Origin of the sequence: Promicromonospora sp. MEB111 (genome assembly GCF_030209445.1) — a bacterium.
GTDB lineage: Bacteria > Actinomycetota > Actinomycetes > Actinomycetales > Cellulomonadaceae > Promicromonospora.
Genome location: NZ_JARVSD010000018.1, coordinates 232451 through 258724, shown reverse-complemented (window position 1 = coordinate 258724; position 26274 = coordinate 232451). Strand labels below are relative to the sequence as shown.

Here is a 26274-nt window from a genome sequence, read left to right as displayed (position 1 = left end):
CCATGACGTCCTTCCCGACCGATCTCACGACGGCGCAGCCCGTCGAGGCCGGGACCGACGACACCCCCGAGGCGCCGGCGGCAGCAGCCGCCGGCGCCGTCCGGGCGGGTGCCGGCGGTCCCTGGCAGGCGCTGCGCCGCGACGTCGGCGCGATGCTCGGCCTCGGCTACATCGTGCTCGTCACCCTCGTCGCGGTCCTCGCGCCCGTGCTCACCTCGATCAGCGGCTGGACCCCGTACGAGTTCGACCAGACGGCGATCGACCCCAACCTCGGCGGCATGCCGATCGGCCCGTGGGGCGGCGTCACCGCCGAGCACTGGTTCGGCGTCGAACCCGGCAGCGGCCGCGACATCTTCGCCCGCATCGTCTACGGCGCCCGGGTGTCCATGAGCATCGCGCTGTCCGCCACCGCGCTGACCACCGTGCTGGGCGTCTCGCTCGGGCTGGTCGCCGGGTACTTCGGCGGCCGCGTCGACCTGGTGATCTCGCGCGTCATGGACTTCCTCATGGCCTTCCCGGCGCTCATCTTCATGATCGCCGTGCTCTCCGCCCTGCCGGCCAGCAACCGGTCCACGCTGCTGGTGGTCGTGATCTCGGTCTTCGGCTGGCCCTACCTGGCGCGCATCGTGCGCGGGCAGACCATGTCGCTCGCGCAGCGGGAGTTCGTCGAGGCGGCACGCGCCGCCGGGGCGAGCGGCACCCGCATCGTGTTCCGCGAGATCCTGCCCAACCTGCGCTCCACCATCATCGTGATGGCCACGCTGGCCGTGCCCGGCTACATCGGCACCGAGGCCGGCCTGTCCTTCCTCGGCGTCGGCGTCGTACCCCCCGCGCCGAGCTGGGGCCAGATGATCGCCGCGTCCGTGAAGTGGTACGCCGTCGACCCCGCGTACTTCGTGTTCCCCGGCGCGTGCCTGTTCCTGCTCGTGCTCTCGTTCACCGTGCTCGGCGACCGCCTGCGCGCCGTCGTCGACGCCCAGGAGGGTCGCTGATGCCCCGGTTCCTACTGACCCGAGTCACCTCGGGCCTCGGCGTGCTGCTGCTGGTGTGCCTGTTCACGTTCGTGGTCTTCTTCGCGCTCTCGCCCGACCCGGCGGTGCAGATCTGCGGCAAGAACTGCACGCCCGAGGTCATCGACCAGATCCGCGGCAACCTCGGGCTGGACCAGCCGTTCTGGACGCAGTTCTTCCACTTCGTCGTCGGCATCTTCGCGGGCCGCACCTACGGCGAGGGCGCCGGCGCCGTGGAGTGCGCCGCGCCCTGCCTGGGCTACTCGTTCCAGTCGAGCCAGGCCGTGTGGGACATGATCGTGCAGCGGCTGCCCGTCTCGGCGACCATCGCCGTGGGCGCCGCCGTGCTGTGGCTGCTCGCCGGGCTGGCCGGCGGCCTGCTCAGCGCCGTCAAGGAGGGCACGTTCCTCGACCGGTTCACCACCGGCCTGACGCTGACCAGCATGTCGATCCCCAACTACGTGCTCGCGCTCGTGCTGCAGTACGTGCTGGTGGTCAAGCTGCAGTGGTTGCCGTTCCCGCAGGCCGTCGCCTTCGCCGACGACCCCGGACAGTGGTTCGCCAACTTCGTCATGCCGTGGATCGTGCTCGCCGTCGGCTACGCGGCCGCCTACACGCGCCTGACCCGCGCCAACGTGCTGGACGTGCTGCGGGAGAACTACGTGCGCACCGCCTACGCCAAGGGCCTGGCCCAGCCGCTGGTCTGGCGCCGGCACGCCCTGCGGCCGGCCCTGACACCCGTCGTGACCATCTTCGGCATGGACTTCGCCGGCCTGCTCGGCGGGGCGCTCATCACCGAGACGGTCTTCGGGATCAACGGCGTGGGCAAGATGGCCGCCGACTCGATCGCGCGCAACGACCAGCCGGTGATCATGGGCGTCACGCTGCTCGCCGGATTCCTCGTCGTCGTCGGCAACATCGTGGTCGACGTCGTCTACACCGCCATCGACCCGAGAGTGCGGGTGAACGCATGAGCCTGCTGACGGTGCGTGACCTCACGGTCACCTTCCCCACCCCGCGCGGGCCGCTCGACGCCGTCCGCTCGCTCGACCTCGACCTGGAGCCCGGCGGCGCGCTGGGCATCGTGGGCGAGTCGGGCTCCGGCAAGTCCATGACCAGCCTGGCGATCATGGGCCTGCAGCCGCGGGCCGCCAAGCGCACCGGCAGCGTGCGGCTGCTGGACCAGGAGCTCGTCGGGATGTCCGAGGCCGAGCTGCGCCGCGTGCGCGGCGACCGCATCGCAATGGTCTTCCAGGACCCGCTCTCCTCCCTGAACCCGTACTACACCGTCGGGCTGCAGATCGAGGAGGCGTACCGCGCCCACCGGCCCGGCACCACCCGGCGCGTGGCCCGGCGGGTCGCGATCGAGGCGCTGGAGCGGGTGCACATCCGCGACGCCGCACGGCGCGTGGACCACTACCCCCACCAGTTCTCGGGCGGCATGCGCCAGCGCGTCATGATCGCCATGGCGCTGAGCACCGAGCCCGAGCTGCTCATCGCCGACGAGCCCACCACGGCGCTCGACGTCACCGTGCAGGCGCAGATCCTCGACCTGCTGCAGGAGATCCGGCGGGAGACCGGCACGGGCCTCGTGCTGATCACGCACGACCTGGCCGTGGTCAGCGAGGTCACCGACCACATCGTGGTCATGAAGGACGGCGTGTGCGTCGAGCGCGGCGCCGTGGAGCAGATCTTCACGCGGCCGCAGCACCCCTACACCCGGGCGCTGCTCGACGCCGTCCCGCGCATCGACGACGAGATCGGCGAGCTGCGCGCGGTCGCCAACGAGAAGAACGGAGGCCCCGCATGAGCGCGCCGCTCCTGAGAGCCACGCACCTCGTCAAGGAGTTCCCGGTCCTGGGCACCGGCGGCATCGTGCGCCGTCCGGACACCTTCCGGGCCGTGGACGACGTGAGCTTCGAGATCAACGCGGGCGACACGCTCGCCCTGGTGGGCGAGTCCGGCTCGGGCAAGTCGACGACGGCGCGGCTGGCCGCCCGGCTGCTCGACGTCACCTCCGGCACCGTCGAGCTCGACGGCGAGGACGTGACCCGGCTGGGCCGCGCCGACCTGCGCCGGTTCCGCAGCGACGTGCAGGTGGTCTTCCAGGACCCGTACTCCTCGCTCAACCCGCGGCACACCGTGGAGCGCATCGTCACCGCTCCCCTGCTCTACCAGCAGCGCGGCATCCCCGGCGGCGCCCGGGCGTTCACGCGCTCGCTCATGGAGCGGGTCGGGCTGGACCCCGACCACTCGCAGAAGTACCCGGCGCAGTTCTCCGGCGGGCAGGCGCAGCGCATCGGCATCGCCCGCGCGCTCGCGGTCGGGCCGCGCGTCGTCGTGTGCGACGAGGCCGTCTCGGCCCTGGACGTCTCCGTGCAGGCACAGGTGATCAACCTGCTGCGCGACCTGCAGCGGGAGGAGGGCCTGACGTACCTGTTCATCGCGCACGACCTGGCCGTGGTCCGGCAGATCGCCACCCGGGTCGCGGTGATGACGCAGGGCCGGATCGTCGAGGAGGGCGACCGGGACGCCGTCTTCGACGCTCCGCAGCACGAGTACACCCGCAAGCTGCTCGACGCGGTGCCCCGCATCCGGCCCGAGTGGGAGGCAGAGCGGCGGCGCAACGCGGCGCTCGCGGCGGAGGGAGCACGATGAGCGCGAACTGGACCACCTACCGGCTGCCGGGCATCGGCGTCCGCGAGCGCCGCCTGGCGGTGCCGCTGGACCGGACGGGCCGGCTGACGGGCGAGGTGGAGCTGCTGGTCCGCGAGCTCGTGGACCCGACCCGGGGCGACGAGGACCTGCCGCTGCTGGTGTACCTGCAGGGCGGGCCGGGCGGGGCGAACCCGCGGCCGCTGCGCCGGGACGGCTGGCTGGACGTGGCGCTGCGCGACCACCGCGTGGTGCTGGTGGACCAGCGCGGCACGGGCGGCAGCTCGCCGCTGGACGGCGAGGCGCTGGCCGGGCTGGACGCCCGCGCGGGTGCCGACCTGCTGGCGTGCTACCGCGCCGACTCGATCGTCGCGGACCTGGAGGACGTGCGCCGGGCCGTCTACGGCGGGCGCCGGTGGGCCACGCTCGCGCAGAGCTTCGGCGGCTGGATCACCCTGACCTACCTGTCCGTGGCACCCGAGGCGCTGCGCGCCTGCTACGTGGCGGGCGGGATCCCGGGAACGCCGCCGGACGCCGCGGAGGTCTACCGCCGCACGTTCGGCCGGGTGGCGGGCAAGACGGCGGAGTTCTACCGGCGCTACCCGGCCGACGTCGACGCGGTCGCGGCGATCGCCGACCGGCTCGCCGAGGGCGACGTCCGGCTGCCGGACGGCGACGCGCTGACGGTGCGCCGGTTCCAGTCCATGGGCATCGACCTGGGCATGAGGCCAGGGCCGGAGCGCCTGCACTGGTTCGTCGAGAAGGCGTTCGCCGCGCCGGGCCGGCTGTCGGCCGGGTTCCTGCAGGAGGCGATGGTCCGCACGGCGCAGGCGGACGGCCCGCTGTTCTGGACGCTGCAGGAGTCGATCTACGGGCACGGCGCCAACGGCCCCACGGGCTGGGCCGCGCAGGCGGAGCGGGACCGGCGCCCGGAGTTCGACCCGGACCGCCGTCCGCTGCTGTTCACGGGCGAGATGGCGTTCCCGTGGATGTTCGACGAGATCCGGCTGCTGCGCCCCTTCGCGGGCGCGGTGCACGAGCTGGCGGCGCGCCAGGAGTGGTCGCCGCTGTACGACCTGGACCGCCTGGCCGCCAACGAGGTGCCGGTGGCGGCCATCGTCTACCACGACGACATGTTCGTGGACTCCGGCCTGCAGCTCGACACGCTCTCGCGGGTCGGGTCGGCGCAGGCGTGGGTCACCAACGAGTACGAGCACGACGGGATCGGCGACGCACGCGTGCTGGAGCGCCTGCGTGAGCTGGTCCGCGACCGAGGAGGAGAGATCCGATGAGCACGCACGACACCACTGGCCGGCCCCCGTACGCGGGCACGCGCGCGCCCCGGCTCGCCGACAGCCCGGCGTTCAACGCCCACATGGCGCGCGGCTGGGGCGCGCCGGACGTCGTCGTCCCGGTGATCCCCGGGGCGCCGGAGGCGGCCGCGGACCACCGTCGCCGCCTGTCGGAGCGCATCGGCGCGCGCGACGCCGTCGTCAGCGCCGGACGCGCGCCGCTGCGCAACGGCGACGCGATGTACGGGTTCCGCGCGGACAGCGACTTCGTGTGGCTCACGGGCGTACAGCCCGAGGACGGCGTCCTGGTGCTGCGGGCGAGCGACGGCGGGCACGACGCGACGCTGTACCTGCCTCCGCCCGCGCGGCCCGGCGAGAGCGAGTTCTTCGCGAACGCGGCCTACGGCGAGCTCTGGGTGGGGCCGTCGCCCGACCTGGCCGCGTGGGCCGGGGCGCTGGGCATCGCGGTCGAGCCGCGGTCCGCGCTGGACGGCGTGCTCGACACGCTGGACGGCGCGCTCGCCTCGCCGTCGGTGGACGACGACCTGGTGCGCCGGTACGGCCTCAAGCCGTCCGAGGACCTGGCGCGGGCGCTGTCGGACCTGCGCATGATCAAGGACGACTGGGAGATCGCGCAGCTCCGCGAGGCGATCGACCACACCGTGACCGGGTTCGACGCGGTCGCGCGCGAGGTGCCGCGCGCCGTCGGCGGCCTGGGCGAGCGCTGGCTGCAGGGCACGTTCGACCGGCACGCCCGGACGTTCGGCAACGGTCCGGGGTACTCGACGATCGTCGGCTCCGGCCCGCACGCGCCCACCCTGCACTGGGTGCGCTGCGACGGCCCCGTGCTGCCCGACGTGCCGCTGCTGCTCGACATGGGCGTGGAGGCCAGCTCGCTGTACACGGCCGACGTGACCCGCACGATCCCGCCGTCGGGCACCTTCAGCGCGGTCCAGCGCCAGGTGCACGACCTGGTGGAGAAGGCGCACCGCGCCGGTATGGCGCAGGTCCGGCCGGGCGTGGAGTACCTGGACTTCCACTTCGCCTCCATGGAGGTCATCGCCCAGGGGCTGCACGACTGGGGGCTGCTGGACGTCTCCGTCGACGAGGCGCTGTCGCCGGGCGGGCAGCAGCACCGGCGCTGGCTGGTCTGCGGCATCGGCCACCACCTCGGGCTGGACGTGCACGACTGCGCCCACTCCGACTACCCCACCTACCAGGCCGCTCCCCTGGCGCCGGGCGTGGTCATGACCGTCGAGCCCGGGCTGTACTTCCACGCCCACGACGAGACCGTGCCGCCCGAGCTGCGCGGCGTCGGCGTGCGGCTGGAGGACGACCTGCTGGTCACGGCCGACGGCGCCGAGGTGCTGTCGGACGCCCTGCCGATCGACGCCGCCGGCATCGAGCGGTGGACCACGGAACGGATCGGCGATGCCTGAGGCGGTGCTCGCGGCGGGCCGCGCCGTCGGGGGTCTTCTCGCTCCCGGGACCCGCGTGGCCGAGCCGTTCCCGCTCGCCGACGTCGTCCTGACGGGCGGCGTCTTCACGCGGGCCCGCGACCAGATGCTGCACCTGGCCCGCGTCTACCCGGTCGACCGGCTGCTGGCCGTGTTCCGTGCGAACGCGGGGCTGGACACGCGCGGGGCGCTGCCGCCGGGCGGCTGGGAGGACTTCGGCCATCCCGACGAGGACGCCTGGGGCCCGGACGACTACCCCGGCCGCGAGGCCGCGCCCACCGCGAACCTGCTCCGCGGGCACTACGCGGGCCACTTCCTGTCCATGCTCTCCCTCGCGGCAGGCGGCGCGGACGACGCCGTGGTGCGCGCCGAGCTGCGGGCCAAGGTCGACGACCTGGTCGAGGGGCTGCGGGAGGTCCAGGAGACGCTGGCGGCGACCGGCCGGTACAGCCACCCCGGTTTCCTGGCGGCGTATGGCGAGTGGCAGTTCTCGCGCCTGGAGGGCCTGGCGCCCTACGGCGAGATCTGGGCGCCGTACTACACGTGCCACAAGATCATGGCGGGGCTGCTCGACGCGCACCGGCACACGGGGTCGGCGACGGCGCTGGACGTCGCCGCCGCGATGGGGCGCTGGGTGCACGGGCGGCTGTCCGTGCTGCCCGCCGAGCAGCGCGCGCAGATGTGGGCCCTCTACATCGCGGGCGAGGCCGGCGGCATGAACGAGGTGCTGTGCGACCTCGCCGTGCTGACCGGCGACGAGGTCTTCGTCGAGGCGGCCCGCCTCTTCGACCTCGACACGCTGCTGGACCTCGCGGCGGCGGGGCGGGACGAGCTGGACGGCATGCACGCCAACCAGCACGCCGCGACGCTCCTGGGCTACCTCGCTCTGGCCGACCTGACCGGCGAGAACCGGTACCTGGACGCCGTCGTCAACCTCTGGGACATGGTCGTGCCCGGCCGCACCTACGCCCACGGGGGCTCGGGCGAGAACGAGCTCTGGGGGCCGGCGGGCGCCGTCGCGGGCGACATCGGCAACCGGAACGCCGAGACGTGCGTGACCTACAACATGCTCAAGATCGCGCGCGCCCTGTTCGAGCGCACCGGCGAGGCCCGGTTCGCCGACTACTACGAGCGGGCGGTGACGAACCAGGTCCTGGGCTCGCGGCGCGACGTCGGCTCGGACGACTCGCCCGAGGTGACGTACATGTTCCCCGTGCACCCGGGGGCGCTGCGCGAGTACGACAACGTGGGCACGTGCTGCGGCGGCACCGGGCTGGAGAACCACGTCAAGTACCAGGACTCGGTGTACTTCCGGTCGCCTGCCGGTGTGTCCGGTTCGGCCGGTTCGCCCGGGTCCGCCGGGGGTGCTCCGGCCGGGGCGGCCGACGGCGACGTCCGGACCGTCTGGGTCAACCTCTACGTGGCCTCGACGGCGAGCTGGCCGGAGGCCGGCGTCCGGCTGGTCCAGGAGACCGCGTACCCGCTGGAGGGCGCCAGCCGGATCCGGGTCGACGCGACCGGTGACCTGGAGCTGCGCCTCCGGGTGCCGGGCTGGGTCGGGGGCTCCCCCGTGTCAGACCCACAGGTCACCGGAGGGAACCACAGGTCTGACACGGGCGTTCCGGGCTTCAGCGTGCGGGTGGACGGCGAGGTGCAGTCCGTCCGGGCCGACGGCGGGTACGTGTCCCTGCGTCGCGACTGGCGGCCCGGGACGGTGGTCGAGATCGACATGCCGCTGACGCTGCGCGAGGTCCCGGCACCCGACGACACGTCGGTGGTCTCCCTGGAGCTCGGGCCGACGGTGCTGCTGGCCCGCAGCGCCGCCACCACCTGGCTGCCGGTCGAGGCCGCGACCTGGCGGCGGCTGGACGGCACGCTCGACGCCCCGCTGACCTCGGCCGACGACGGCACGTGGCGGCTGGGCGACCTCGTGCTGGAGCCGACGTGGTCCGGGTCGGACGCCCGGTACCACATGTACCTGCGCCGGGCCGACGCGCGGATCGCGTTCGCCGGGACGGATCCCGCCGCGGACTCGGGCGTACCGAACCCCGCGCGGCAGGACGGCCGCACGTTCCTCGACGTCCTGTGGTCGGACGGCGGCTTCGCCGACCGCTCGGCGTTCGTCGAGGCCGTGCTGTCCGCGACGCACGAGTTCGTGGACCTCGGGCTCCTGAGCGCCACGGAGGCACGGCAGGTGCTGGTGGCGGCCGCCCGGTCCGACGTCGGACGCGAGGCCGACGGCGCTGCCGGGCGGTTGTCCGACGGCGACGGCGGGCCGGGCTCCGACGGCGATCCGCGAAGCGCGGACGAGGCGGCGCTCCTGTCCCGGGCGCCGACCCCGACGCACGAGGGCTCCGCCCCGCGCGTCGAGATCGTCGCGGCCGCCGCGCCCGGCGTCACCGGCTGGTACCTCCGGCCGGCGGAGCTCACCGTCTCCACGCGGGCCGACGTCGGCGAGCCGGCCGTCGAGGTCCGCGTCGGTGACGAGCCGTGGCGGCCGGCCGGTCAGGCGCCCCTGGTCCTGTCCGACGGCGTGCACACGGTCACCGCGCGCGCCGTCGACGAGGCGGGGCGGGAACGCCGCGTCGTCCGCGAGGTCAGCGTCGACACCAGGCCGCCGCGGACCACCGTGACGACCAAGCGCCTGGGCCCGCGGGGCGTCGAGATCAACCTCGCCGCCGCCGACGACGTCTCGGGCGTGGACAGCATCCGGTGGAAGGGGCCGGACACGTTCTGGGCCACGTTCGCCGAGCCGTTCAGCCGGGCACTGTCCGACGTGCCCCAGGTCATCGAGTTCGCCGCGACCGACCGGGCGGGCAACCAGGAGCCGGTCCGCACCCTGGTGCTCCCTCCGGCGGACGCCGACCGATGAACGTGTCAGACGTACAGGTCACCCGGGTGACCTGTACGTCTGACAGCTCCGCCGGCCGGCGCGCGAGCGCGGACCCGGCGGTGCAGGCAAGGTTCGAGTGATGTCCGACCAGCGAACTGGAGAGCACGCATGAAGCAGCAGCGAGCCGCCCGACCGTCCCTGGCCCTACCGCTCGCGGCGGTCGCCGCGAGCGCCCTCGCCCTCGCCCTCGGCGCCGTGCCGGCGAGCGCGGCGGCCTCCCCGCCGCCGTCCGCCGCGCCGTCGGCGGCATCGTCCGTCGCCCCGACCGCGGTGCACGGCGCCGCCGACTGCCGCCTGCCCGCCGCCGTCGGCGGGCTCGGCTCCGGGTTCCCGGTGGACGACCAGGCGCTCCCGGCCGTCGGCACGCTCAAGGCCGCGCTGCTGCTCGTGGACTTCGACGACCATCCGGCGTCCGCGGGCTCGGCCCAGGAGGCGGAGGCCAACCTGGCCTCGGGCGTCGAGTACCTGGAGCGGGTCTCGGGCGGCAGGCTGGACGTCACCACGACGACGTCGGACGGCTGGGTGCGGATGCCCGAGCCGTCCACGTCGTACCCGTTCGAGCGGGGCCTGAGCTACGAGGACCACGTCCGCTACATCGGCGACGCGATCGCCGCGGCGGACGACACGTTCGACTTCACCGACGTCGACGTGGTCTGGGTGACGGCCACCAAGGAGGCGCCGAACATCACCTACTCGCCCACGACGAACTTCCTGGACGTCACCGCCGACGGCAACCACCTCACGCACGCCGTGACGTTCGGCTACGACCAGTGGCGCTGGGGCGGGCTCGTGCTGGCCCACGAGTCGGGGCACACGCTCGGCCTGCCGGACCTCTACCTGTTCGAGGCGCCGCCGGAGGACCCGGGCAACTACCACGCCGCGGTCGGCGGCTGGGACCTCATGGGCCTGATCTCGGGTGCGGGGCCGGAGTACTTCGCCTGGCACCGGTGGCAGCTCGGCTGGCTGGACGACGACCAGGTGGTCTGCGCCGGCCAGGGGCGGACGACGTCCGCGCGGCTGGCGCCGGTGGCACGCTCGGGTGACGCGAGCCCGGGGCAGGACGCGATGGTGGTGTACCCGCTGTCGGCGACGCGCGCCGTCGTCGTCGAGAACCGGCAGCCCGTGGGTTACGACGAGGGCATCGGCGCGCGAGGCGCGCTGGTCTACACGGTCGACACGTCCGTGCGGTCGGGCGAGGGCCCGGTCCGGGTGGTGGACGCGACGCCGGGTTCGGCGGGCGGCCTGGACGACGCCCCGTTCGCGGCGGGCTCGTCCTGGACCGAGCCGACGACGGGCGCGGTGCTCACCTTCCGCGCCGGCCCGGCGGGCACGCTGAAGGTGACGGTCAACCCCTGACCCTCGCGGCCGGACGGGCAGGACACCCGGGTGACCTGTCCGTCCGGCCGTCATGGCCCGGGTGGATGTCAGTGGCGGCGCATAACGTCGGGGCATGAGCGAGCCCCGGCCCTTCACCGTGCACGTCCCCGACCAGGTCCTGACCGACCTGCGCGATCGCCTGGCGCGCAGCAGGATCCCCGAGGACTCGCCCCGGCGTCCGCCGTCGGGCATGACGTCCGGCTACCTGCGCGAGCTCGTCGACCACTGGATCGGCTGGGACTGGCGGGCGCGTGAGGCCTGGCTGAACGGGCACCCGCAGTTCCTCGCCGGGATCGGCGGCGCGGACGTGCACTTCGCGCACCTCCGGTCGCAGGAGGCCGGTGCGCCGGCGCTGCTCGTGCTGCACGGGTGGCCGCACACGTTCGCGCTGCAGCTCGACTTCGCAGACCTGCTTCCGGAGTTCGACGTGGTGGTCGCGAGCCTGCCCGGCTTCGCGTTCTCGACGCCGTACGCGGACGGCGAGATGTCGGAGACGCGCCTGGCCGCCACCATGCACGCGCTGATGACCGACGTGCTCGGCTACCAGCGGTACTTCACCTACGGCGAGGACGTGACCGCGAACGTCAGCGATCTCATCGCCGCCCGGTATCCCGAGCACGTGGCGGGCATCGTCGCCACCCACGCCCACTTCCCCACCGCCGAGGAGCGCACGACCCTCGACGACCCGGAGGTCAAGGAGTTCTTCGACGGCATCGCCGCCCAGCACGGGACCGACGGCGCCTACGGCCACGTCCAGGCCACCCGGCCGGACACGCTCGCGACCGCCCTCAACGACTCCCCCGCCGGCCTCCTGGCCTGGCTGACGGAGAAGCTCGTCGAGTGGAGCGACACCCCGCCCGGCGACCCGCGCGCGGTGGAGCGGCGCATCTCCCGGGACCGGATCCTCACCGAGGCCACGATCTACTGGGCCACCCAGACCATCGCGTCGTCGTTCCGCCCCTACTACGAGGGCGCCGACCAGCCCGGACCGATCCCGCCCACGACGGTGCCCGCGGCCGTCCTCGTCCAGCGGCACGAGGGCACGTATCCGGAGTCGCTCGCGCGCCGCCACTACCTCGACCTGCGGGTGTTCGACCGCCTGACGAAGGGCGGGCACTTCACCGTCGGCGAGGTGCCCGAGGAGATGGCGGCGCGCGTGCGGGAGTTCGTCCGCTCGGTCGGCGCGGGGTGAGCCACGCGCCGGGCGCGGGGCTGCCGGGCTCAGGCCGTGGGGCTCAGGCCGTCGGCTCCAGCCGGATCACCGGGAACTTGCGGTCGGTGTGGGTCTCGTACACCTTGGCGTCCGGCCAGTACTCGGCCCAGATCCCGTAGAGCCGCTCCCACTCGGGCGCCGTCGGGCGCACCACGGTGGCGGTCGCCCGCAGGGTCTGGCCGCCCACCTCGATGGTCGTCTCCGCGGCGCCGTCCTCCACGTTGGCCACCCAGGTCGGGTCCTTGGGCGCGCCGCCCATCGAGCCCACGACGAGGTAGGCGTCGCCGTCCGTCGCGGCCACCAGCGGCGTCACGTACTGCTTGCCGCTGACCCGTCCGACGTGGTGCAGGAGCAGCAGCCGCTTGCCGTCGAAGTGCCCACCCGCGACGGGCGCGTTCACGACGCCCGCGTTCGCCCTGAACGCCTCGATGATCTCGGTGTTCATGTCAGTCATCTTGTCCTCCTCGGACCTCCGTCGGCCCCCCGGCCGACCTAACCGGACTTTACCCCGCTTATGCCGTTCCCGATAGCATCCGGAGCATGAGCACGCCGATGACGTGGGGCACACCGCAGCCCGAGCGGGCCGACGCCGCCCGCAACCGTCAGGTGCTGCTCGCCGCCGCCCGCGAGCTCCTGGCCGAGGCGGGGCCGGACTGTCTCACGATGGACCTCCTGGCCGAACGCTCCGGGCTCGGCAAGGGCACCGTGTTCCGCCGGTTCGGCTCCCGGGCCGGCATCTTCCAGGCCCTGCTCGACGACAGCGAGCGCGAGCTGCAGGAACGGGTGCTCAGCGGCCCGCCGCCGCTCGGCCCGGGGGCACCCGCGATCGACCGGCTCATCGCCTACGGCACGGCGCGGGTCCGCTTCCTCGCCGACCACCACGCCGTCGCGCGCGCCACGATCGACGGCCGGCACGCGGCCGGCCGGCGTCGGCCCCTGTCCGAGATCCACCTGCGGGTGCTGCTGCGCGAGGTCCACCTGCCGGGCGCCGACATCGAGGTACTCGCGGGCCAGCTCGCGTACGCGCTGGACGGCCCGCTGCTGCTCCAGCTCTTCGCCGGCCCGGAGCTGGAGGGGCCGGAGCCGACGGCCCGCTTCGAGGCGGGCTGGCGCGACCTGGTCGAGCGGGTGTGCGGGGTGTCGGGGGCGTAGGCGAGTCCCGGCCGGGCACCGGACACGTCAGGCGTGCGTCGGTGCCTCGTGCCGGGCGTGCTCGGCGGGTTCGAGCTGGAAGGTCGAGTGCTCCACGCGCACGTCGAACTGCGTGGCGACGCATCTCTGCAGCGCGTCGAGCACCGGCGGCGCCTGCCCGTCCCGGAAGCACACGTCGCGCACGACGACGTGGGCGCTGATGGTCGGCAGGCCGGTCGCGACGAGCGAGGCGTGCAGGTCGTGCACCTCCTCGACGTGCTCGACCTCCAGCAGCCGGGCCCGCACCTCGTCGAGGTCCATGCCGGGCGGGGTCGACTCCAGCAGCACGCTCGCGGAGTCGGCCAGCAGCCGGGCGGCGCGCGGCAGGATGAGGACGGCGATGACGAGCCCCGCGACGGCGTCGGCCCGCTCCCAGCCCGTCGTCGCGATCACGACCGCGGCCACGATCACCGCCACCGAGCCGAGCGCGTCGTTGACCACCTCCAGGAACGCGGCGCGCAGGTTGAACGACGCCGAGCGGCCGCCCGCGAGCACGAGCAGCGCCACCACGTTGCCCACCAGGCCGACGACGCCGAAGACGAGCAGGCCCGGACCGGGCGCCTCGGCCGGTCCGACCAGGCGGCTCACGCCCTCGACCAGGGCGTAGACGCCGACGGCGAGCAGCACCGCGGCCTGCGCCAGCGCGGCCAGGATCTCGGCGCGCCGGAACCCCCAGGTCCGGCGGGACGACGGCGGCCGCAGCGCGAGCGACGCCGCCCCGAGCGCGATGGCGAGGCCCGCCACGTCGGTGAGCATGTGCGCGGTGTCGACCAGGAGCGCGAGGCTGCCGGTGAGCAGGGCGCCGACCGCCTGGGCCACGAAGACGGACGCCGTGATGCCGAACGCGACGGCCAGGCGGCGCCGTCCGCCGGGGTCGCCGTGGGCGCCGTGGTCGTGGGTGTGGCCCCCGGGACCGTGGCTGTGGCTCACGACGCCGCCCCCGGCGCCGTCGTCGCAGCCTGCGCCGCCGCCCCCGTCGGGTGCACCGCCGAGCCGTCCACGCCGTAGACCGGGCACAGGGCCACGGCGTCGCCGGTCAGCGCGAGAAGCTTCTCGGCGGACGCGAGGACCGCGAGCGTCGCCTCCGGGTGGGTCAGCGAGAACACCGACGCCCGGCCCTGCGGGCGGGACTCGACGAGCCCGCAGTCCCGCAGGCAGGCCAGGTGCTTCGACACCGTGGACTGCGCGAGGCCCAGGTGGCCGGTCAGGTCCACCACGCGGTGCTCGCCGAGGGCCAGGTGCTGCAGGATCGCCAGCCGCGACGGGTCCGAGAACCCGTGGAACAGGCACGCCGCCACGACCATCGCCTCGGACTCCCGGGCCGCGACATCGCCCGTAACCTCTGTCATCGCCATACGACGATGCTACCAGCCGCTCGTCTCCCCTTTCGGGTCGGCTCAGGCTCGGGTCGGCTCAGGCCACCGCCCGCGCCCGCCACGCCGTTGCCGTCGCGTCCAGGACGTCGTCCCACGGCGTCGGCCGGACGCCGAACACCCCGGTGGTCTCGGCCGCGTCCGCCACGAACGGCCGGTCGTACTGGTAGAGCACGCCCAGCGCCTCGCGCAGCAGCGGCACCACCAGGCCCCCGGCCCGCAGCACCGCGCGCGGCACGCGGCGCAGCCGGGGCTCCCCCGTCCCGGCCCGCGCACCCAGCTCGCGCAGCACCTCGCGGACGGTCGCGGGCGGGTTGGACGGCACCAGCCACGGCGAGCCCCAGGCCCGGTCGTCGGCGCCGAGCGCGACGAGGGTCGCGGCGACGTCGTCGACCGCCGTCCAGGTGTGCGGCTGGTCCGGGTCGGCCATGACCGAGGCGGGCCGGCCCGCGAGCGTCGCCGCCGCGTACATGGGCAGCAGGCCGTGGGAGGTGGGGACGGTCGGCCCGATGTAGTCGGAGGCGCGCGCCTCGGTGGCCCGCACCCGCCCGGCGCGATGGGCGACGAGCGCTTCCTGCCACAGCCGCGCCCGGAGCCGGCCCTTGTGGTCCGACGCCGCGAGCGGCAGGCCGCGGGTCATCGGCCCGTCCACGGGGCCGTAGCCGTAGAGGTTGCTCAGCGTCACGAGCACCGCGCCGGAGACCTCGGCCGCGTGCAGCACCGCACCCGCCAGCGGGGGCCAGCCGCGCTCCCACGCCTGGTACGAGCCCGGGTTCGCGCAGTTGTAGAGCACGTCCGCTCCCCGGGCGGCCGCCGCGAGCGCCGTCGCGTCCGTGGCGTCGAGGGCGATCCGCTCCACGCGGGGGTGCTCGGGGCCGCCGCCGGAGCGGGTCACGACCCCGACGGAGCGGCCGGCACGCGCCAGCCGGAGGGCGAGCGCGGTGCCGACAGGCCCGGCGCCGAGGACGAGGTGGGAGGTCATGGACCCAGGGTCCCATCCATATTGGTCAGACAGGTTCACGACTTGTATGATCGGTAGAACATCCCGCCGCAAAGGAGCGCCATGACGTACCAGCCCGACGCCATCCGGACCGTGCAGCTCTCGACTGTCACGCTGCCGCTGGCCACCGCCATCTCCGACGCCAAGGTCTTCACCGGGCGGCAGAAGCCCATGACCGAGGTCGTGTTCCTGTTCGCGGAGATCACCACCGAGCAGGGGTTCGAAGGCCTCGGCTTCTCCTACTCCAAGCGCGCCGGCGGACCCGCCCAGTACGCGCACGCCAAGGAGGTGGCGCAGTCCGCGATCGGGGAGGACCCCAACGACATCGCCAAGCTCTACACGAAGCTGCTCTGGGCGGGCGCGTCGGTCGGCCGTTCCGGAGTGGCGACCCAGGCGCTGGCCGCCGTCGACATCGCCCTCTACGACCTCAAGGCGAAGCGCGCCGGCCTGCCGCTGGCCAAGCTGCTCGGCGCGCACCGCGACTCCGTGCGCACCTACAACACCTCGGGCGGGTTCCTCAACGCGAGCATCGAGGAGGTCAAGGAGCGCGCGAGCAGGTCGATCGCCGAGGGCATCGGCGGCATCAAGATCAAGGTCGGCCTGCCCGACGGGCGCACGGACCTCGCCCGCGTCGCCGCCGTCCGCGAGCACATCGGACCCGACGTGCCGCTCATGGTCGACGCCAACCAGCAGTGGGACCGCGGCACCGCCCTGCGCATGGGCCGGCGCCTGGAGGAGTTCGACCTCGTCTGGATCGAGGAGCCGCTGGACGCCTACGACGCCGAGGGCCACGCGGCGCTGGCCGCAGCCCTGGACACCCCGATCGCCACGGGCGAGATGCTTGCCTCCGTGGCGGAGCACGAGCGGCTCATCGCGACCCGCGCGTGCGACATCATCCAGCCGGACGCCCCGCGCGTCGGCGGCATCACGCAGTTCCTGCGGCTGCTCACGCTCGCCGACCAGGCCGGGCTGGACCTCGCGCCGCACTTCGCGATGGAGATCCACCTGCACCTGGCCGCCACCTACCCGCGCGAGCCGTGGGTGGAGCACTTCGACTGGCTCGACCCGCTGTTCAACGAGCGGCTCGAGACCAAGGACGGGCGCATGCTCGTGCCGGACCGCCCCGGCCTGGGCGTGACCTTCAGCGAGCAGGCCCGCGCCTGGACCACGGAGACCGCGGTCTTCGGCCCCGCCTGACACGTCGGGTGGGGTCGGCGGGATCGAGATGGAAGCATGAGGCCATGGCCCAGACCCTGAGCGGCACCCTCGTGGAGACGCTGCGCACGCGCATCGTCAACGGCGACATCGCCCCCGGCGAGAAGCTGCCGAGCGAGCCGCGGCTCGCCGTCGAGCACCAGGTCAGCCGTACGGTGGTCCGCGAGGCCATCGCGCGCCTGAACCTGGAGGGCCTGGTCCACACCCGCCGCGGCAGCGGCAGCTACGCGCTCACCCCACCCACCGAGGACGACGACGGCGCGCCCGTCGCCCGGTCCCTGGCCGACCGCCTCGCGCTGGTCGAGTACCGCATCGCGCTGGAGACCGAGGCCGCCGCGCTGGCCGCCGTCCGGCGCACGCCCGCGCAGCTCGCGGCGCTGGCCGACCGGCTGGGCGCGCTGGCGTCGTCCGACGGGCATCCCGCCACCGCGATGCAGCACGACTTCGCGTTCCACCGCCTGGTGGCCGAGGCCGCGGGCAACAGGTTCCTCCTGGAGGCCCTGGACCGGCTGGGCCCGCAGATGATCGCGATGCCCCGCGGCCGACTGGACACGCACGAGGCCACGGCGCAGGACGGCGGCCGCTTCACCGCCGTCGTCCAGGAGCACCGCGCCGTGCTCGACGCCCTGGACGCACGGGACCCGCAAGCCGCCGCAGCGGCGATCCGCACCCACCTGACGTCATCCCGCCGCCGCCTCCTGATGGAGTCGGGAACACGTTGACCACAGCGGTTCCTGCCAGGAGGGCCACCTCTCTGGCAGGAACCGCTGTGGTCAACGCCGGGCCGGCGGACGCCGGCGGAGCCGGGCGGACGGCGCCGGCGGTCAGCGCGGGGGCTTGACCGCCAGGACCGGGTGCTCGGCCTGGAGCAGGATGCGCTGCGCCACCGAGCCCATGATGAACTTGCCCACCGTGCTGCGGCGGCGCAGGCCGATCACGATCAGCGAGGCGTCGTGCTTCTCGGCCAGGTCGAGGATCTCGTCCGTGAAGTCGTCACGGTGGGTGCCGCGCACGAGCTCCGCCCGCACCCCCGCCCGCTCCGCCTGCGCGAGCACGCGGTCGAGGTCCTCGTCGGCGGCGACCGTCGACTCGACCAGAGAGCCCTCCCGCGCCGAGTTCACGACCAGCAGGTCCTCGTCCCGGAGCCCCGCCTCGACGATCGCCGCCTGCACGGCGGCCTCCCCCGCGGGCGTGGGGACGTAGCCAACGACGATGCTCATACGGACTCTTCCTCTCGGTTCTTCGCCGACGCACCGGCGTCCGGCGCACCAGCAACATCCCCGCCCGCCCGCCGGTCGCGGACGGCACGGATCAGCGGCAGCACGGCCACCACCACGAACACCACCAGCAGCGTGGCGGAGATGGGCCGCGTGAAGAAGCCTGCGGCGGACCCGTCGAACATCAGCAGCGAGCGCCGCAGGCTGGACTCCAGCAGCGAGCCCAGCACGAACGCCAGCACGAGCGGCCCCGGCTCGAACCCGAACTTCTTCATCAGGTACCCGACGGCGCCAAAAACAACGACCAGCAGCACGTCGAACACCGAGTTGTTGATGGTGTAGGCGCCGACCATCGTGATCAGGGCCGTCACGGGCGCCAGGATCGCCGCGCGCACCCGCAGGATGCGCACGAACACGCCCACCAGCGGGATCGACATGATGAGCAGCAGCACGTTGCCGATGTACATCGAGTTGACCACGCCCCAGAACAGCTCGGGGTGCTCGGTGACGAGCTGCGGGCCCGGGGTGATGCCCTGGATCAGGAGCGCGCCGAACATGAGTGCCATGGTCGCGTTGGCGGGGATGCCGAGCGTGAGCAGCGGGATGAACGAGCTGGTCGCGGCGGCGTTGTTCGCCGTCTCCGGCCCGGCCACTCCCTCGATCGCGCCCTTGCCGAACCGGCTCGGGTCCTTGGCGCGCTTCTTCTCCGCCGCGTAGGCGGCCATGGAGGCGATGGTCGCGCCGCCGCCGGGCAGGATGCCGAGGAAGAACCCGAGCACCGAACCGCGGGTCACGGCACCCGACGACTCCTTGAGGTCCTTGCGCGACGGCCAGACGTTGGCCACCTTGCCCGGCGCGTGCACCGCGCGGTGCCGCTCCTCCAGGTTGTAGAGGATCTCGCCGAGCCCGAACAGGCCCATGGCCACGGGCACGAAGTCGATGCCGTCGGCCAGGCTGAGGTTGTCGAACGTGAAGCGTTCGGCACCCGTGAAGGCGTCGCGCCCCACGGTGGCCAGCAGCAGCCCGATCGCCGCGGCGATCAGCGCCTTGAGCCGCGCGCCGGACGCGATGGTCGAGACCAGGAGGATGCCCAGCAGGGCCAGGGCCGCGTACTCGGGCGGCCCGAAGTCGAGGGCGAAGCCGGCCACGACCGGGGCGAGGAAGGTCAGCCCGACGATGGCGACGGTGCCACCGATGAACGACCCGACGGCAGCGACGCCGAGCGCCGTGCCCGCCCTGCCCTGTCTGGCGAGCGCGTGCCCGTCCAGGACCGTGACCACCGAGCTGGCCTCGCCGGGCAGCCGGAGCAGCACGGACGTGATGGTGCCGCCGTACTGGGCGCCGTAGAAGATGCCGGCAAGCATGATGATCGCGGTGACCGGCTCCACGCCGTACGTCAGCGGGAGCAGGATGGCGATGGTGGCTGCCGGGCCGAGGCCCGGCAGCACCCCGATGAGCATGCCGATGACCACCCCGAGCAGGCAGTACAGGAGGTTCGTCGGTTCGAGCACGACGGCGAAGCCGGCGGCTACGTTCTGCAGTGATTCCACGTGCGTTTCCCTTGCGGATCAGACCTGCGGTGCGGTCAGAAGAGGTGCGGGACGTTGGTGCCGAGCGCCCCGACGAAGACCCCGTAGAGCACCCCGACGACGAGCACCGAGTACAGGACGGCGGAGCGCCAGGACTCGCCGCCCAGGAACTTCATCCAGATCAGGCTCAGCAGCAGGGCGGGGATCTCGAAGCCGATCACCGGCAGCAGCGCCACGAGCCCCAGGAGGGTCGCGAGGCCGACCAGGGAGAGCCACGAGTAGCGGGAGAACTTCTCCCCGTCGCCGCCCCGCCGTCCGACGACGACCTGGGCGAGCGACAGCACCACCACGGCGACGCTGATCGCGAGCGGCCACAGGCCGGCACCCGGCTGGGTGGGCGTGCCCAGCCCCAGCCCGACCGCCGTCACGGCGCCCAGGACGCCGATCGCCGTCGTGACCAGGCTGGCCGCGAGGTTGGCGACCGGCCCGGCGGGCGGCGGCGTCTCCTCGGCCCACTCGTCGGCGAGGGCCTGGGCCGGGTCGGCGGGCGCGACGGCGGCTCCGCCGTCCGCCCTGCCGTCCGGCTTGCCGTTCGAGCTGCCGTCCACGCGTGCCTCCTTGGTTGCCGTTGCCACGAGGGATCAGCCCTCCGCGAGGCTGATGTCGTACTCCTCGGTGAGCGCCCGGTACTTCTCCGCGAGCTCGGACCACTGAGTGGTGACCTCTTCGCCCGAGATCTCGTGCGGGGTCAGCAGGTTGTTCTCGTTGAACGACGTGTAGGCATCCGAGGCGATGGCGGCGTCGATCGACTCGACGAGCCGGGCCTTGACGTCCTCCGGCAGACCCTTCGGGGCGGCCAGGGCGCGGTACTGCGACACGGGCACGTCGTAGCCCTCCTCGACGGCGGTCGGCACGTCGGGCAGGAACTGGTTGCGCTCGGCCGAGAAGGCCAGCAGCGGCACCACCTTCCCGGCGTCGATCTGCGGCTTGGCCTCGCCGAGCTGCACCGTGGCCACCTGCACCTGGTCGCCGACGACGGCGGTGAGCGCCGGCGAGCCCGAGTCGAACGGCACGGCCGTGCCGTCGATCTCCGCCTGCGCGAACAGCGCCGCCTGGGCGAGCTGCGAGCCGGTGCCCACGCCCGTGGTGCCGTACTTGATCTCGCCGGACGCGCCCTTGAGGTCGTCCAGGTTCTCGAACCCGGAGTCCACGCTGGCCAGCAGCACGTAGTCGTCCTGCGAGAGTCCCTTGAGGACGTCGAGCTTGCCCAGGTCCACGGCCTCGTCCTCGGACACCGCCAGCGGCGTGATCGTGATGAGGGAGGCGTTCAGCAGCACCAGCTCGTACCCGTCGGCGGGCTTGCCCGCCACCTCCTCGGTCGCCACGGCGCCGTTGGCCCCGGCACGGTTGACCACCGGGACCGCCACGCCGAGGTCCTCGGCCATGCCCTCGGCCACGGCCCGGGCGATGAGGTCGGTCGACCCGCCGGCGTCCTGCCCCACGGTGATCGTCACCGGGCCGGACGGGAAGTCTTCACCCTCGCCGCCCCCGGCGGCACCCACGTTGCCGCCGCACGCGGCGAGCGTCAGGGCGGCGAACGCGGCGGTGGCGCCCAGCGCGACCTTGCCGGCGCGCGGGCTGGTGCGCGGGCTGCGGCGCGGGTTTCGGGGGGTAGGAGTTGTCATCACAGCTCTCCTCGTTGAGATCTCCGACGGGCAGGTGCCGGTCGGGCGTTGAGCATAGGAAGCCCATACGATGCCTGTCTAAGCCTCTTACTGCATTGCTTGATTCTCGGAATGCATCAATTCCCGGAAAGGCCATCGTGTACACCCTCGATCAGGTCCGCTGCTTCCTCGCCGTGGCGGAAGAGCTCCACTTCGGCCGCGCTGCGGAGCGACTCAACATGACCCAGCCGCCGCTGAGCCGGCAGGTCCAGAAGCTGGAACGTGCCGTCGGCGTCCCCCTGCTGGAGCGCGACAACCGGCACGTCGAGCTGACGACGGCGGGCGCGGTGTTCCTCGAGGAGGCCCGCCGCCTCCTGACCGCCGCCGACGCCGCCCCCGCGCTCGCCCGGAAGATCGCCGCGGGCCGCGCCGGCGTGCTGCGCCTCGGCTTCACCGCCGCCTCCGGGTTCAGCCTGCTGGGCACGCTCGTGCAGGAGATCGCCGAGTTCATGCCCGACGTCGACCTCGACCTCCAGGAGCTCGTCACGATCGAGCAGATCGAGGCGATCCGTCGCGGCGAGCTCGACCTGGCGCTCGGCCGGCCGCCGTTCGACCAGGAGAGCTTCGACTCCCGGCTCCTGTTGTCGGAGGACCTGGTGCTGGCCGTGCCGCCCGCGCACCCGCTGACCCGGCTGGACCGCCCCGTGACCGCCGCCGACCTGCGCGACCAGCCCGTCGTGGGGCACCACCCCACCAAGGCCCGGTACTTCTACGACATGGTCGTGCGGTACATCGCCGTCGAGCACAACAACGTGGTGCACGTCGTCAGCCAGATCCTGACGATGTGCTCGCTCGTGGCCGCGGGCCGCGGCGTGGCGTTCGTCCCGGAGTCGGCCCGGCTGCTCGGGCTGCCGGGCGTGACGTTCGTGGAGCTGGACGTGCCGCACGGCGTCGTCGAGCTGCACGCCATCTGGAACCGGGACTCGAAGAACCCGGCCCTCCACGAGTTCCTCCGCTTCCTCCACCCCTCCCGTTGAGTGCTGGATTTTCGCCCTGTCGAATCGGTTCGAGAGGGCGAAAATCCAGCACTCAACGAAGGTTTGATGCAGGGCCAGCATGAGTCGATGCCGTTTTGGGCTTGGACAGGCATCGTGGACCGTTCCTACCGTGGCGCCGAGACCTAGCCCGACCAGTCGCCATCGTCGACGTCTGTCACAGGAGGGGGCCACCTTGGCCACGTATGCACCGCAGGAGCTCGCCGTCGCCCTCAAGGACGGGCTGTTGTCGTTCCCCGTCACGCCGTTCACCGCGGACGGCGCGATCGACGAGCAGCGGTACCGCGACCACATCGACTGGCAGTCGAGCTTCCGGATCGGCGGCCTCTTCGCCGCGGGCGGTACGGGCGAGGGCTTCAGCCTGACGCCGCAGGAGTCGGCCCGCGTGGTGCGCCTCGCCGTCGAGACCGCCGCGGGCCGCACCCCGGTGCTCGGCAGCGCGGGCGGCAACACCGCGCAGGCGATCGACAACGCCCGCGCCGCGCAGGACGCCGGCGCCGAGGGCCTCCTGCTGCTGCCCCCGTACCTGACCGAGGCCGACCAGGACGGGCTGCTGGAGCACGCCTCGGCGGTGTGCGCCGCCACCGGCCTCGGCGTGATCATCTACAACCGCGGCAACGCGATCTACTCCGCGACCACGGTCGCCCGGCTGGCCGAGCGCCACCCCAACTTCATCGGGTTCAAGGACGCGATCGGCGACATCGAGCACCTCACGCGCGTCTACGCCACCAACGGCGACCGGCTCTTCTACCTGGGCGGCCTGCCCACCGCCGAGACCTACGCCCTGCCGCTGCTGCAGCTCGGCATGAGCACCTACTCGTCGGCCATGTACAACTTCGTGCCCGAGTTCGCCCTCGAGTTCTACCGCGACGTCCGCAACCTGGACCACGCGGCGGTCACCGAGAAGCTGCGCCGGTTCGTGCTGCCCTACCTCGACATCCGCGACCGCACCAAGGGGTACGGCGTCTCCATCGTCAAGGGCGGCATGAAGGCCGTCGGCCGCGACATGGGCAGCGTGCGCGCGCCCCTCCAGGACCTCACCGCCCAGGACCTCGCCGACCTCTCCGCCCTGATCGACGCCGCCGGGGTGCGCCCCGCCGCGGCCGACGCCGCCGTCGACACCCTGGCCGGCTGACCCGAACGCACCAAGGAGACATGCGATGACCCAGCTCACCGGCCACTCGATCGTCGCCGGCACGCCCCTTGCGGGCACCGCCGGCACCTTCGCCGGGCAGGACCCGGCCACGGCCCAGGCGCTCGAACCCGCCTACTCCCTGCTCGACGAGGCGCAGGTCGCGCAGGCGACCGCGGCCGCGCAGGAGGCGTTCGCCTCCTTCTCCGCGCTCGCGCCCGAGCCGCACGCCCGCTTCCTGGAGCAGGTCGCGGCCAACATCGAGGCGATCACGCCCGACGTCGTCGCACGGGCCATGCGCGAGACCGGCCTCCCGGCGGCCCGCCTGACGGGCGAGGTGGCCCGGACCACGAACCAGCTCCGCCTGTTCGCGCAGGTCGTGCGGCAGGGTGACCACCGCGGCGTGCGGATCGACCCCGCGCTGCCCGACCGCACTCCCCTGCCGCGCGCCGACATCCGGCAGCGCAAGGTGCCCGTCGGTCCGGTGGCCGTGTTCGGCGCCAGCAACTTCCCCCTCGCCTTCTCCACCGCGGGCGGCGACACCGCCTCCGCTCTGGCCGCGGGCTGCCCCGTGGTGGTCAAGGCGCACAACGCGCACCCCGGCACGGCCGAGCTGGTGGGCCGCGCGGTGGCGGACGCCGTCGCCTCGTCCGGCCTGCACCCCGGCGTGTTCTCGCTGGTCTACGGGCCGGGCAAGGTCGTGGGCCAGACCCTCGTGTCCGACCCCGCGATCCAGGCCGTCGGGTTCACCGGCTCCCGCGGCGGCGGCCTCGCGCTCGTCGCGGCCGCCGCGGCCCGGCCCGTGCCGATCCCCGTCTACGCCGAGATGAGCTCGATCAACCCCACGATCCTGCTCGACGGCGCCCTCGCGGGCGACGTCGACGCCCTGGCCGCCGCGTACCTCACGTCGGTGACCGGCTCGTCGGGCCAGCTCTGCACCGCCCCGGGCCTCGTGTTCGTGCCGGACGGCGAGCGCGGCGACGCGTTCGTGGCCGCCGCCGGGCGCGCCGCCGCGGCGGCCGCCGGCCAGACCATGCTCACCGACGGCATCGCGCAGGCGTGGCAGGACGGCGTCGACGCGCTGGCCGCGCAGGACGGCGTCTCGCTCGTCGGGGCCGGATCGCCGGGCGCGACACGGAACGCCCCCGCGCCCGCGGTGTTCGCCAGCGCGGTGCCGACCCTGCTGAGCAACCCCGTGCTGCAGGCCGAGATCTTCGGCGCGGCCTCGCTCGTGGTCCGGTACGCCGACGCCGCCGAGCTGCTGTCCGCCGTCGAGCGCCTCGAGGGGCAGCTCACCGTGACGCTGCACCTGACCGAGGACGACCGCGAGACCGCCGCCGCCCTGCTGCCCGTGCTGGAGCGCAAGGCCGGTCGCATCCTGGCCAACGGCTGGCCCACCGGCGTCGAGGTGGGGCACGCGATGGTGCACGGCGGCCCGTTCCCCGCGACGTCGGACGGACGCACCACCTCGGTGGGCACGCTCGCGATCGAGCGGTTCCTGCGGCCCGTGGCCTACCAGAACCTGCCGGAGTACCTGCTGCCCGAGCCGCTCCGGTCGGACAACCCGTGGCACCTGACGCGGCGGGTGGACGGCGTGCTCGACGTCGTCCTCGGTGCCACGGACCGCGACGTCACGGACGCCGACGTCGCGGAGGCCGCCCGGTGAGCGCGCACCCCACGATCGCCCGCGTCGAGGTCGTGCCCGTCGCGGGCCACGACTCGATGCTCCTGAACCTGTCCGGCGCGCACGCCCCGTTCTTCACGCGCAACGTCGCGATCGTCACCGACTCCGACGGCCGCACCGGGCTGGGCGAGGTTCCCGGCGGGGAGAAGATCCGGGCCACGATCGAGGAGGCCGGCGCGATCGTCGTCGGGCAGCCGGTGGCGCGGTACCGCTCCCTGCTGCGCGACGTCGCGCGGGCCTTCGCCGACCGCGACGCGGGCGGGCGCGGGCTGCAGACCTTCGACCTGCGCACCACGGTGCACGCGGTCACGGCCCTGGAGTCCGCGCTGCTGGACCTGCACGGCCAGGACCTGGGTGTGCCCGTGGCGGAGCTCCTCGGCGACGGCGTCCAGCGCGACGCCGTGCCGATGCTCGGCTACCTCTTCTACGTGGGCGACCCGGACGCGACCGACCTGCCGTACCTGCGCGGGGACGACGAGCCCGACGCGTGGGGGCGGCTGCGCCGCGAGGAGGCCATGACGCCCGACGCCGTCGTGCGGCTGGCCGAGGCCGCCGCCGAGCGGTACGGCTTCACCGACTTCAAGCTCAAGGGCGGCGTACAGGCCGGCGACCTGGAGGTCGACACCGTCGTCGCGCTCAAGGAGCGCTTCCCCGACGCGCGGATCACGCTCGACCCCAACGGCGGCTGGCTGCTGGACGACGCGATCCGGCTCGGCCGGCGGATGCGCGGCGTGGTCGCCTACGCCGAGGACCCCTGTGGCGCGGAGGGCCGGTTCTCCGGCCGCGAGGTCATGGCCGAGTTCAAGCGCGCCACCGGGCTCCCGACGGCGACCAACATGATCGCCACCGACTGGCGGGAGATGGCGCACGCGGTGCGCGCGGGCGCCGTCGACATCCCGCTGGCCGACCCGCACTTCTGGACCATGGCCGGCTCCGTGCGGGTGGCCCAGCTCTGCCACGAGTTCGGGCTCACCTGGGGATCGCACTCCAACAACCACTTCGACATCTCGCTGGCCATGTTCACGCACGTCGGCGCGGCCGCGCCCGGGGAGACCACGGCGCTGGACACGCACTGGATCTGGCAGGACGGACAGGGCCTGACGACGGCGCCGCCGCGGATCGAAGGCGGCGCGATCCAGGTGCCGACGACGCCGGGGCTCGGCGTCGAGCTGGACCGCGAGCGCCTGGCCGCCGCGCACGAGCTGTACCTGAAGCACGGGCTGGGCGCCCGCGACGACGCCCTGGCGATGCAGTACCTGATCCCGGACTGGACGTTCGACCCGAAGCGCCCGTGCCTCGTCCGCTGAGTGCTCCACG

The 26274-nt window shown here is 73.5% G+C and carries 24 protein-coding genes; 16 read left to right on the top strand and 8 right to left on the bottom strand.

The genetic code is table 11. The features are described from left to right. Positions 1-2: 2 nt before the first annotated feature. From QRN56_RS22450 to QRN56_RS22410, 9 genes are all read left to right on the top strand, one after another. Complete coding sequence (locus QRN56_RS22450) at positions 3-992, top strand: ABC transporter permease (RefSeq protein ID WP_285107004.1); 990 nt, start codon at positions 3-5, stop codon at positions 990-992. After that, a complete protein-coding gene (locus QRN56_RS22445) occupies positions 992-1984 on the top strand; it encodes an ABC transporter permease (protein ID WP_285107002.1) in 993 nt (330 codons plus the stop codon). The genes QRN56_RS22450 and QRN56_RS22445 overlap by 1 nt, the downstream gene beginning before the upstream one ends. Then, on the top strand, positions 1981-2820 hold the full coding sequence (locus tag QRN56_RS22440) for an ABC transporter ATP-binding protein (RefSeq protein WP_285107000.1): 840 nt from the start codon (positions 1981-1983) through the stop codon (positions 2818-2820). Before QRN56_RS22445 ends, QRN56_RS22440 begins: the two co-directional genes overlap by 4 nt. Beyond that, complete coding sequence (locus tag QRN56_RS22435; protein WP_285106998.1) at positions 2817-3668, top strand: ATP-binding cassette domain-containing protein; 852 nt, start codon at positions 2817-2819, stop codon at positions 3666-3668. The genes QRN56_RS22440 and QRN56_RS22435 overlap by 4 nt, the downstream gene beginning before the upstream one ends. Next, positions 3665-4957, top strand: a complete 1293-nt coding sequence (locus tag QRN56_RS22430; protein ID WP_285106997.1) for an alpha/beta fold hydrolase — start codon at positions 3665-3667, stop codon at positions 4955-4957. The genes QRN56_RS22435 and QRN56_RS22430 overlap by 4 nt, the downstream gene beginning before the upstream one ends. Then, positions 4954-6396, top strand: coding sequence for an aminopeptidase P family protein (locus tag QRN56_RS22425; RefSeq protein WP_285106996.1), 1443 nt, complete (start codon positions 4954-4956; stop codon positions 6394-6396). Before QRN56_RS22430 ends, QRN56_RS22425 begins: the two co-directional genes overlap by 4 nt. Continuing rightward, the gene (locus QRN56_RS22420) at positions 6389-9286 is read left to right on the top strand and encodes a beta-L-arabinofuranosidase domain-containing protein (RefSeq protein ID WP_285106995.1); all 2898 of its coding nucleotides are present in this window, start codon (positions 6389-6391) and stop codon (positions 9284-9286) included. Before QRN56_RS22425 ends, QRN56_RS22420 begins: the two co-directional genes overlap by 8 nt. Positions 9287-9415: 129 nt before the next feature. Continuing rightward, positions 9416-10663, top strand: coding sequence for a M6 family metalloprotease domain-containing protein (locus tag QRN56_RS22415; RefSeq protein WP_285106994.1), 1248 nt, complete (start codon positions 9416-9418; stop codon positions 10661-10663). Between the two features lie 94 nt (positions 10664-10757). After that, positions 10758-11876: an epoxide hydrolase family protein gene (locus tag QRN56_RS22410; RefSeq protein WP_285106992.1), complete on the top strand. Its 1119-nt coding sequence runs from the start codon at positions 10758-10760 to the stop codon at positions 11874-11876. Between the two features lie 43 nt (positions 11877-11919). Here QRN56_RS22410 and QRN56_RS22405 read toward each other — a convergent pair whose 3' ends face one another. Further along, a complete protein-coding gene (locus QRN56_RS22405) occupies positions 11920-12351 on the bottom strand; it encodes a nitroreductase/quinone reductase family protein (protein WP_285106991.1) in 432 nt (143 codons plus the stop codon). A gap of 86 nt (positions 12352-12437) precedes the next feature. Here QRN56_RS22405 and QRN56_RS22400 point away from each other — a divergent pair, with 86 nt between their 5' ends. Further along, the gene (locus QRN56_RS22400) at positions 12438-13049 is read left to right on the top strand and encodes a TetR/AcrR family transcriptional regulator (protein ID WP_285106989.1); all 612 of its coding nucleotides are present in this window, start codon (positions 12438-12440) and stop codon (positions 13047-13049) included. A 27-nt stretch (positions 13050-13076) separates the two neighbouring features. Here QRN56_RS22400 and QRN56_RS22395 read toward each other — a convergent pair whose 3' ends face one another. From QRN56_RS22395 to QRN56_RS22385, 3 genes are read right to left on the bottom strand one after another with little or no spacing between them, the layout of a single operon-like run. Next, positions 13077-14018 (bottom strand): cation diffusion facilitator family transporter, encoded by a 942-nt coding sequence (locus tag QRN56_RS22395; RefSeq protein ID WP_285106988.1) that lies wholly within the window; start codon positions 14016-14018, stop codon positions 13077-13079. Continuing rightward, a complete protein-coding gene (locus QRN56_RS22390) occupies positions 14015-14443 on the bottom strand; it encodes an ArsR/SmtB family transcription factor (RefSeq protein ID WP_285106986.1) in 429 nt (142 codons plus the stop codon). Before QRN56_RS22390 ends, QRN56_RS22395 begins: the two co-directional genes overlap by 4 nt. A gap of 58 nt (positions 14444-14501) precedes the next feature. After that, a complete protein-coding gene (locus QRN56_RS22385) occupies positions 14502-15443 on the bottom strand; it encodes an NAD-dependent epimerase/dehydratase family protein (RefSeq protein ID WP_285106984.1) in 942 nt (313 codons plus the stop codon). A gap of 81 nt (positions 15444-15524) precedes the next feature. Between QRN56_RS22385 and QRN56_RS22380 the strand changes: the two genes are divergently transcribed. After that, a complete protein-coding gene (locus tag QRN56_RS22380; protein WP_285106982.1) occupies positions 15525-16658 on the top strand; it encodes an L-talarate/galactarate dehydratase in 1134 nt (377 codons plus the stop codon). Between the two features lie 44 nt (positions 16659-16702). Further along, positions 16703-17398 (top strand): FadR/GntR family transcriptional regulator, encoded by a 696-nt coding sequence (locus tag QRN56_RS22375; protein WP_285106980.1) that lies wholly within the window; start codon positions 16703-16705, stop codon positions 17396-17398. A gap of 102 nt (positions 17399-17500) precedes the next feature. Here the strand turns inward: QRN56_RS22375 and QRN56_RS22370 are convergent, their stop codons facing one another. Genes QRN56_RS22370 through QRN56_RS22355 form a run of 4 tightly spaced genes read right to left on the bottom strand, consistent with a single transcriptional unit; the run spans position 17501 to position 21107 of the window. After that, entirely contained in the window at positions 17501-17896 is a 396-nt protein-coding gene (locus tag QRN56_RS22370) for a universal stress protein (protein WP_285106978.1), read from the bottom strand. Further along, a complete protein-coding gene (locus QRN56_RS22365; protein ID WP_285106976.1) occupies positions 17893-19443 on the bottom strand; it encodes a tripartite tricarboxylate transporter permease in 1551 nt (516 codons plus the stop codon). The genes QRN56_RS22370 and QRN56_RS22365 overlap by 4 nt, the downstream gene beginning before the upstream one ends. 35 nt (positions 19444-19478) lie before the next feature. After that, positions 19479-20030 (bottom strand): tripartite tricarboxylate transporter TctB family protein, encoded by a 552-nt coding sequence (locus tag QRN56_RS22360; protein WP_285106974.1) that lies wholly within the window; start codon positions 20028-20030, stop codon positions 19479-19481. 33 nt (positions 20031-20063) lie between these two features. Continuing rightward, entirely contained in the window at positions 20064-21107 is a 1044-nt protein-coding gene (locus tag QRN56_RS22355; RefSeq protein ID WP_285106972.1) for a tripartite tricarboxylate transporter substrate binding protein, read from the bottom strand. A 137-nt stretch (positions 21108-21244) separates the two neighbouring features. Between QRN56_RS22355 and QRN56_RS22350 the strand changes: the two genes are divergently transcribed. From QRN56_RS22350 to QRN56_RS22335, 4 genes are all read left to right on the top strand, one after another. Then, the gene (locus QRN56_RS22350; protein WP_285106970.1) at positions 21245-22123 is read left to right on the top strand and encodes a LysR family transcriptional regulator; all 879 of its coding nucleotides are present in this window, start codon (positions 21245-21247) and stop codon (positions 22121-22123) included. Between the two features lie 193 nt (positions 22124-22316). Further along, positions 22317-23276 carry a 5-dehydro-4-deoxyglucarate dehydratase gene (kdgD, locus tag QRN56_RS22345; RefSeq protein ID WP_285106968.1) on the top strand — a complete coding sequence of 320 codons (960 nt, stop codon included), beginning with the start codon at positions 22317-22319 and terminating at the stop codon, positions 23274-23276. A gap of 25 nt (positions 23277-23301) precedes the next feature. Then, positions 23302-24939 carry an aldehyde dehydrogenase (NADP(+)) gene (locus QRN56_RS22340; protein WP_285106967.1) on the top strand — a complete coding sequence of 546 codons (1638 nt, stop codon included), beginning with the start codon at positions 23302-23304 and terminating at the stop codon, positions 24937-24939. After that, positions 24936-26264, top strand: a complete 1329-nt coding sequence (locus tag QRN56_RS22335; RefSeq protein ID WP_285106965.1) for an enolase C-terminal domain-like protein — start codon at positions 24936-24938, stop codon at positions 26262-26264. Before QRN56_RS22340 ends, QRN56_RS22335 begins: the two co-directional genes overlap by 4 nt. Positions 26265-26274 lie beyond the last annotated feature (10 nt).

What these genes read in the sequence shown, in the direction of transcription:
- QRN56_RS22410 (WP_285106992.1), top strand. Translation starts at nt 10,758, where the DNA reads ATGAGCGAGCCCCGGCCCTTCACCGTGCACGTCCCCGACCAGGTCCTG.
- QRN56_RS22415 (WP_285106994.1), top strand. Translation starts at nt 9,416, where the DNA reads ATGAAGCAGCAGCGAGCCGCCCGACCGTCCCTGGCCCTACCGCTCGCG.
- QRN56_RS22380 (WP_285106982.1), top strand. Translation starts at nt 15,525, where the DNA reads ATGACGTACCAGCCCGACGCCATCCGGACCGTGCAGCTCTCGACTGTC.
- QRN56_RS22430 (WP_285106997.1), top strand. Translation starts at nt 3,665, where the DNA reads ATGAGCGCGAACTGGACCACCTACCGGCTGCCGGGCATCGGCGTCCGC.
- QRN56_RS22425 (WP_285106996.1), top strand. Translation starts at nt 4,954, where the DNA reads ATGAGCACGCACGACACCACTGGCCGGCCCCCGTACGCGGGCACGCGC.
- QRN56_RS22355 (WP_285106972.1), bottom strand. Translation starts at nt 21,107, where the DNA reads ATGACAACTCCTACCCCCCGAAACCCGCGCCGCAGCCCGCGCACCAGC.
- QRN56_RS22390 (WP_285106986.1), bottom strand. Translation starts at nt 14,443, where the DNA reads ATGGCGATGACAGAGGTTACGGGCGATGTCGCGGCCCGGGAGTCCGAG.
- QRN56_RS22405 (WP_285106991.1), bottom strand. Translation starts at nt 12,351, where the DNA reads ATGACTGACATGAACACCGAGATCATCGAGGCGTTCAGGGCGAACGCG.
- QRN56_RS22375 (WP_285106980.1), top strand. Translation starts at nt 16,703, where the DNA reads ATGGCCCAGACCCTGAGCGGCACCCTCGTGGAGACGCTGCGCACGCGC.
- QRN56_RS22435 (WP_285106998.1), top strand. Translation starts at nt 2,817, where the DNA reads ATGAGCGCGCCGCTCCTGAGAGCCACGCACCTCGTCAAGGAGTTCCCG.
- QRN56_RS22440 (WP_285107000.1), top strand. Translation starts at nt 1,981, where the DNA reads ATGAGCCTGCTGACGGTGCGTGACCTCACGGTCACCTTCCCCACCCCG.
- QRN56_RS22450 (WP_285107004.1), top strand. Translation starts at nt 3, where the DNA reads ATGACGTCCTTCCCGACCGATCTCACGACGGCGCAGCCCGTCGAGGCC.
- QRN56_RS22370 (WP_285106978.1), bottom strand. Translation starts at nt 17,896, where the DNA reads ATGAGCATCGTCGTTGGCTACGTCCCCACGCCCGCGGGGGAGGCCGCC.
- QRN56_RS22445 (WP_285107002.1), top strand. Translation starts at nt 992, where the DNA reads ATGCCCCGGTTCCTACTGACCCGAGTCACCTCGGGCCTCGGCGTGCTG.
- QRN56_RS22420 (WP_285106995.1), top strand. Translation starts at nt 6,389, where the DNA reads ATGCCTGAGGCGGTGCTCGCGGCGGGCCGCGCCGTCGGGGGTCTTCTC.
- QRN56_RS22400 (WP_285106989.1), top strand. Translation starts at nt 12,438, where the DNA reads ATGAGCACGCCGATGACGTGGGGCACACCGCAGCCCGAGCGGGCCGAC.
- QRN56_RS22385 (WP_285106984.1), bottom strand. Translation starts at nt 15,443, where the DNA reads ATGACCTCCCACCTCGTCCTCGGCGCCGGGCCTGTCGGCACCGCGCTC.
- QRN56_RS22340 (WP_285106967.1), top strand. Translation starts at nt 23,302, where the DNA reads ATGACCCAGCTCACCGGCCACTCGATCGTCGCCGGCACGCCCCTTGCG.